Origin of the sequence: Pseudoalteromonas sp. CO348, from assembly GCF_004208845.1 — a bacterium.
Classification (GTDB): Bacteria; Pseudomonadota; Gammaproteobacteria; order Enterobacterales; family Alteromonadaceae; genus Pseudoalteromonas; species Pseudoalteromonas maricaloris.
This window is the reverse complement of the sequence record NZ_SGPI01000027.1, coordinates 46,224-52,541: the sequence shown is the minus strand read 5'-3', so window position 1 is coordinate 52,541 and position 6,318 is coordinate 46,224. Positions and strand designations below refer to the sequence as shown.

Here is a 6,318-nt window from a genome sequence, read left to right as displayed (position 1 = left end):
GGCAAGACCTAGGAAAACAATCCGCCACGGAAGTTAAAAACATCGTCAAAGGCCTGCGCGATTCACTCGATGACATGTCTAGCAGTTGGCACTACGACCTACTGCTTCCAGACGCCGCCATCGAAGGCATGCAAGCCACGGTAAAACGCCTAGACGATGTCACCCCAAAAATCGACCAGCATATGCAACAAGCCGCCCAAGAAATCGGGCAGCGAGTTAATAAAGCACTGGATGAATATCAAGGCCAACCACCAATTCGAGGCGTTACCGACAAACCAACCAAAGCCAAAGCCGATGAGTTGGAACCGCCAAAAGGGAATGAGCTGCCGGGGGCGGCAATAAAACGTATGCCGCAATACAATGTGCCTTGTTTTAAAAAGAATGCCAAAGGAACCGCTGTTGAATATGACCGCCAATTAAAAGGACAAATGGACGGGCTAAATAGCATGACAGTAAAACAGTATCTTGAAAATCGCGATGCTTATAAAAAGATTGGCCGAAAAGGAACTGGTAAGGCGCAGAAGGCGGCTAGAGAAAAGTTTAAGAAAAAGTTAATTGACAAATACAAATTAGAGCTCCAAGAAAGTGGAGAGTACTTCGGCGAAGAAGCTGTTAGAAAAGCTGAAGAATTAGCAAAAAGGGACATGAAAACCCTCAATGCTTTACATAACCCTGATATGATTGCAGGGGGGTTAGATGAGGTAGTTGATTTAGGTGACGCTAGTGTTAACCAATCTATTGGCGCGCGATGGAATAAAAAAGGTTTTGATGACTCAGGTAAAAAGACTAAGTTAAGTCGTGTTGAGCTAATGGATAATGAGGCAGAGAAAGCACTAAAAGCATTGGGCCCAGATGCAAAATTGAATATGAATCTACATAGGTGCAAATAATGAACAAGTTTTTTGACAATTTTTATAACTTTGGTGGGTTTGGTCCAGCGATAGAAGCGATTCAACCAACAGATGAGCAACTCCAGTATTACCAAGGTATTTTACCTAATAATTTACTAGAGTATTGGAAGGAGTACGGCTTTTGTGGTTGGGGGAGTGGTCGCTTGTGGATGGTCAACCCAAGGGATTATCAAGATATCTTGACTGAATGGTTAAGAGGCACGAAGTTTGAAAAAATGCAAAATGACGGTATAGACAGCTTCCATGTAATTGCACTAGATGCATTCGGTGAGATCTATGTCTGGGGAAAGAATTCAGGGAATAGCATTTCAATAACAAGTAGTTATGGCATGATTTTCCCGACCTTTGATAATGAAAAATATGTTAGTAGAGGTGAAACTAGAAGCCTAGACCTTTTCTTTTCTATAAAAACAACTTCAGAAATTGATTTAGACGATATCAATGATCAGCCTCTTTTTGAACGAGCTGTCGAAAAGCTAGGCCCTCTTGAAAATGGAGAGATCTATGGCTTCGCGCCTGCTCTTGCCCTTGGTGGCGAACCTAAGCTTGAGAATCTCCAAAAGGTAAAAGCCACGGAACATTTAGCTTTCCTAGCTGCTCTAGGAGAAAAACGTGTTATGGCTGATATTGTTGCACTCTCGAACCAATTGCCCCATAACCAATAGCACATTTTTAAGTCCTTTAAATACATAGATGTTGTGAGGCTAGGTTCAGTCGTCTTCCTAGCCTACATTTCTCACCACATTTCTTCTGCTGCTTTCGTTTACATTTTTAATTAGAGAAACCGAGGTAGCTAACTTTCAACTGCTTTATTGAAATGGTATGCAGTGGTAAGACAAAGCCGTAAATAAAGACCCAAGACATATCATAACCATAGTCAAAGTTATCTTAAAAAAATACCGGAGAATCGCTCTCTGCTGCGCTTGCCGTTTTACGCAAGCTCGGTAAAGGCGACCCAGTTAAATACCTAAGAGACACCAACTGGCAAGACCTAGGAAAACAATCCGCCACGGAAGTGAAAAACATCGTCAAAGGCCTGCGCGATTCACTCGATGACATGTCTACCAGTTGGCACTACGACCTACTACTCCCTGACGCTGCCATCGAAGGCATGCAAGCCACGGTAAAACGCCTAGACGACGTCACCCCCAAAATCGACCAGCATATGCAACAAGCCGCCCAAGAAATCGGACAGCGAGTTAATAAAGCACTGGATGAGTATCAAGGCCAACCACCAATTCGAGGCATTACCGATAAGCCCACCAAAGCCAAAGCCGATGAATTGGAGCCGCCAAAAGGGAATGAGTTGCTGGGGGCTGGAAACAAGCCCAAAACACTAGTATCTCGTCTACCAAGAAAAAATGGTAAGTGGGCTACAGGTGTGCCCGGTGATGGTACGTGGCAATCAACACTCAAAGAAGTAAATGAAATTACTGGTGGTCAGCCAATCACATTTAAAAATGGTAGGCCTGACTTTACACCATGGTCTAAGGGCCAAATTGCGTTCGCACCAAATGAATTAAATGGTACACGGCAAGACTTTGGTCAAGTATACAAATATATAGCTGATCAAAAAGGCCTGAAAAGTAAAAATGCCGCTAGGCAATTGCTGAGTAAGCTAGATTTAACTCCACACCACGCTAGTGCTACAATAATCCAGCTTATACCTACGAAATTGCATGGTAATATACCTCATATAGGATCAGCTTCTGATTTAAGAAAAGGAAAGTAAGTTATGATTAAGAATGTTCTTGACTCTCTTGGAGCCATGCCTTTGCATGAATGCAGCGATGAAGTTATTGATATCAATGAGCTTGAAAATAGATTTAAGTTCGAAATACCAGATGAACTAAAGGAACTTTATTCACTATTTAATTCATCAGTTATTTTTGATTCAGGTGCAAAAATTAAGCCTAATCAAGCTACCCCACTGACTGATCATGATGGCTATCAGTCGGTGGAAATTCTTTATGGTATTGATAATCAAGATAACAATATACTCCAGAAAAATGCCATGTACGAAGAACTTGAGCAAAAAGGCTATTTTATTTTTGGCTCCTCTTGTGGTGGCGATCAACTTTGTTTGGGAAAAAGAGATCTCAAAGTCTACTGCTGGGATCATGAAAGTGGTGAAAGCGAACAGGAATTTTATGAGGTTTCTACGAACCTATCTTCATTTTTTCAAGCGCTACAGCCGGATGAAGATGAAGCAACTGATCATGCCTCGAAAATAGACGAAGATAAGTCTTTCCTTTCCTTTTAAATGACTAAGAATAGAATATTGTAGTCAGATCAGTACTTTTTAAACTGGCTACATTTGGAGTAAATGATCGGGCAAATAATCGATTATCAATAATGACGATGTACTAGCACCATAATTCACTTAAAAGCTGGAGATTGCCGATGACGTCGTAGTCATTGCTGCGTTATCCAAAGTGATATAAAACTAAAAGCGACACTATCATAAACAAAATCCTTCAGATGGTTTGACATAGCATCATCAGACACTGGCAGAATGCAGCTTATTGACAGAACTACACATGATACATTTAGACATACAGGTGGTATGTCTATTTGGGGAAGAGGATATTAATTATGTTTAAATGTGAACCATATTTGTGGAAAGAAAATAAGCCGACTTATAATCCAAGTTACCTAAAGGAGCTTGAGTTAGAACTTCAGATTAAACTTCCGATAGAGTTTTTGAACTGCATGGAATTATACTTTGGAGATAAGCCTGTTTATTCATCTTTTGAAGTAGGAAAAGGACTTTGTTCAATCGCACACTTCCTTCACTGCCAAAATTTAGTAAATGATGATTTCGAAATTTATAGTATTTCAGATCAAAGAGAAGAAATAGATGAATTTCTATCGGATAAAATAGTACCTTTTGCTATAACTTTTGATTCAAACCTAATCGCTTTTGACTTTCGTCATAAAATAACTGAGCCTGAAGTTATATTTATTATCTCTTCGCAACTTGAAGATGGAGATAAAGCAATAAGGCATATTAGCTCAAATTTCCATGAGTTCTTAGCTATCCTAGAAAAAAATGAAGACGAACTTTGACCTAGCAAAGTAAAAGCCACGGGACACGGCTTTCTTAACAGACTTTGGAGAGAAGCGTGTTATGGTTGATATCGTTACGCTATTTAACCAATTACCCCATAACCAATAGCACCTTTTTAAGTCTTTTAAATTGAACACAGGTTTGATTGTTAAGGCTTAATCAAATCTGACAGTTCGCAACTGATTAATGGCCTACAAGAGCGAATAGCGGACAAACTCGTATTTGGACAGAAGTGAGTTAGAGCCAAAGGACGGCTTCGTGCCAGAAGCAGCCGTTAAATAGTATTATTAAAATCAACAATTGTGACCCCATTGATTCACGGTTATATCAACGAAGCGCAACCCATTCTCACTCGGCTAAATATAGAACCTAAGAATTGGATAAAACTCACCACGCAATTTTCTCGGGTATTTCACGGTGCTGTTGGCCGAGAGCGAGAAATAACCGCTTACTGCCAAACGCTTCAAAAACGACGACGAACAAACCTAGCAAACTGCGAGCGCTTGTTGGCTTAGTAAACCGAACAATCTCAACTCTAAATTTTGAACTGCTGTATTTAAAGTGCGTTGTCGTGGGCGATAAAGCAGTTTTAATGATGGGATACGCTTGAACGCTAAAAGCCCTTCCATTTGTTAGCACTTTTGACCTCTGAGAATGATGTGTTTCAACCCTTTTTTAAAATTTATTTTCCCTGCATAAGTGAAAATAGTGGTGGGTGTCATTGATTCTGTTGTTAGCACTATTTCTTGCTTGGTTTTGCTAATGAGCTATACACCAAATCTACAAACGTTACCCCATGCCAATCCTCATCAAGTGATGGATTAATCGTGTCAGGAGTTTTGCCGAGTAACTTCTTAACTTGCTTATATGCGTTAATACGCTCCGCCAACCTAAGCATTTCGTGCTGATGCTCAGGTGGCAACATTTTGTTTCGATACCAAGTATTAAAAATATGATCACATAGCTCTTGGTTACAAGAAAACCATTCACCTTGGCGTCGTAACCTTGCAAACTTTTTATGTAATTCCGTTTCTCGCTTGGAGCCACCAGGCTCAAGCGCACCAATTACCAACTGACCAAAAGTACCGGTTTGTAAGTTTCTTAATCGCGTCAATACATTTTTTGAGCGCCCGATTTTGACGAACAGTCCTTGAAATGGATGGGTATTTTCATGTGGTCCAGCCCATGTATCAGGGACTTGAATTATGTAGTAAATACTATCAATCGTGCCAAGGCACACATGATTAGCCCAATCTGACCAAGTTGAAATCCAGTTTTCAGCAAGTTCATAAGTCTCAAATTCTTGAGTTGTGAAATAGTATTCTCCACTGTTATAGTGAACATCAGCGACAAACTTACCATTCTGATTCTTTTTGATATTCTGAACGTTCAACGTTACTCCTAATAGTGCTAACGCCCTGTTAAGGTGTGAGCAACGCAATACCGATGCCTCCGCATGCCACCTTAAACACTAAACGCAACGCATTGCAAAATGCCAAGCATTACAAATAACTCTTAAACAGATTGTTAAGCGTCAACTCAAAGCATGCTTATCAATGCCGAAGCTCCTGCTCCAATAACGCTTCCAACAGTACTGTTTTCTAACAATTGTTTAAGTAAGCTTTTTGCTTCAGGATCATTACTTCTTGCAACTTCTTCGACCAACTTTTGGACATTGATAGTAACTGATTGAGTGTTATTGTTACCAACTTGAAGCTGCTCGCCTGAGATACTACCAATATTAAAAGTTGTATTGCTAGAGGAGCTTGTTTTGTGTGGTTGAGAAGTCGAGTTTTCCACATGTAAGGTCAACATATGAGGATGATTAGTACCGATATTTAATGTGCCACCCTCTAAAAATTGAACGTCTAGGACTTTCAAATGGATTTCACGTTTACCGGACTTTTGCGTAATTACATCGCCTATCCCTACATCAGGAGTCTCAGTATAAGGTACCAAAACCTGCCCTTTAGACATATTACGTTGAGCTTTATATTCTTGCCCTTCAATGAAAACCACTTCTGGATATGCCAGTGCATCGAAATCCATAAATACTCCTAGTTTAAAAATTGCCACATTGACGCTTAACTGCTTATTCTGTCCCACTTTGGTAGTTTATAACGCACCAAAACGGCGAGTAATAATGTTATAGGACAAAATCCGGCACTTTGTGTCAAAGTTGCATAACTTTGCTCGCTACTAATGTCCGTTCTTCGCTCAAAGCCACCCTTAGACCATTTACGTTAACGCATTTTGGGGCAGAAACGAGTTGACTGAACGGCCACTTTGTAGGATGAAGGTAACATTGACGACCGTCTTTTGTTCGCTCAAGGCCAC

8 protein-coding genes and 1 pseudogene are annotated in these 6,318 nt (G+C 40.3%); 7 read left to right on the top strand and 2 right to left on the bottom strand.

Features of this window, described 5'->3' with window-relative positions:
* The 7 genes and pseudogenes from EXT48_RS13320 to EXT48_RS13285 all read left to right on the top strand — a co-directional run.
* A partial coding sequence (locus EXT48_RS13320) for a polymorphic toxin type 15 domain-containing protein (RefSeq protein WP_240703386.1) occupies nt 1-890 on the top strand: 890 nt, incomplete at its 5' end.
* A complete protein-coding gene (locus EXT48_RS13315) occupies nt 890-1,576 on the top strand; it encodes a GAD-like domain-containing protein (RefSeq protein ID WP_130127731.1) in 687 nt (228 codons plus the stop codon). The genes EXT48_RS13320 and EXT48_RS13315, both read left to right, overlap by 1 nt.
* Nucleotides 1,577-1,968: 392 nt before the next feature.
* On the top strand, nt 1,969-2,643 hold the full coding sequence (locus EXT48_RS23880; protein WP_239360966.1) for an HNH endonuclease: 675 nt from the start codon (nt 1,969-1,971) through the stop codon (nt 2,641-2,643).
* Nucleotides 2,644-2,646: 3 nt separating this feature from the next.
* A complete protein-coding gene (locus EXT48_RS13305; RefSeq protein ID WP_069023626.1) occupies nt 2,647-3,174 on the top strand; it encodes an SMI1/KNR4 family protein in 528 nt (175 codons plus the stop codon).
* A gap of 228 nt (nt 3,175-3,402) precedes the next feature.
* Complete coding sequence (locus tag EXT48_RS24090) at nt 3,403-3,504, top strand: HNH endonuclease (protein WP_369410225.1); 102 nt, start codon at nt 3,403-3,405, stop codon at nt 3,502-3,504.
* Between the two features lie 2 nt (nt 3,505-3,506).
* Complete coding sequence (locus tag EXT48_RS13295; protein WP_039495476.1) at nt 3,507-3,980, top strand: SMI1/KNR4 family protein; 474 nt, start codon at nt 3,507-3,509, stop codon at nt 3,978-3,980.
* A gap of 321 nt (nt 3,981-4,301) precedes the next feature.
* Nucleotides 4,302-4,496: pseudogene (locus tag EXT48_RS13285) on the top strand (transposase); the annotation flags it as partial.
* 224 nt (nt 4,497-4,720) lie between these two features.
* Here the strand turns inward: EXT48_RS13285 and EXT48_RS13280 are convergent.
* Together EXT48_RS13280 and EXT48_RS13270 are read right to left on the bottom strand one after the other, a co-directional pair.
* Entirely contained in the window at nt 4,721-5,374 is a 654-nt protein-coding gene (locus EXT48_RS13280; RefSeq protein ID WP_130164740.1) for a GIY-YIG nuclease family protein, read from the bottom strand.
* A 146-nt stretch (nt 5,375-5,520) separates the two neighbouring features.
* Nucleotides 5,521-6,030 (bottom strand): hypothetical protein, encoded by a 510-nt coding sequence (locus EXT48_RS13270; protein WP_130164739.1) that lies wholly within the window; start codon nt 6,028-6,030, stop codon nt 5,521-5,523.
* Between the last annotated feature and the right edge of the window lie 288 nt (nt 6,031-6,318).

What these genes read in the sequence shown, in the direction of transcription:
- EXT48_RS13305 (WP_069023626.1), top strand. Translation starts at nt 2,647, where the DNA reads ATGATTAAGAATGTTCTTGACTCTCTTGGAGCCATGCCTTTGCATGAA.
- EXT48_RS13270 (WP_130164739.1), bottom strand. Translation starts at nt 6,030, where the DNA reads ATGGATTTCGATGCACTGGCATATCCAGAAGTGGTTTTCATTGAAGGG.
- EXT48_RS13315 (WP_130127731.1), top strand. Translation starts at nt 890, where the DNA reads ATGAACAAGTTTTTTGACAATTTTTATAACTTTGGTGGGTTTGGTCCA.
- EXT48_RS13295 (WP_039495476.1), top strand. Translation starts at nt 3,507, where the DNA reads ATGTTTAAATGTGAACCATATTTGTGGAAAGAAAATAAGCCGACTTAT.
- EXT48_RS23880 (WP_239360966.1), top strand. Translation starts at nt 1,969, where the DNA reads ATGTCTACCAGTTGGCACTACGACCTACTACTCCCTGACGCTGCCATC.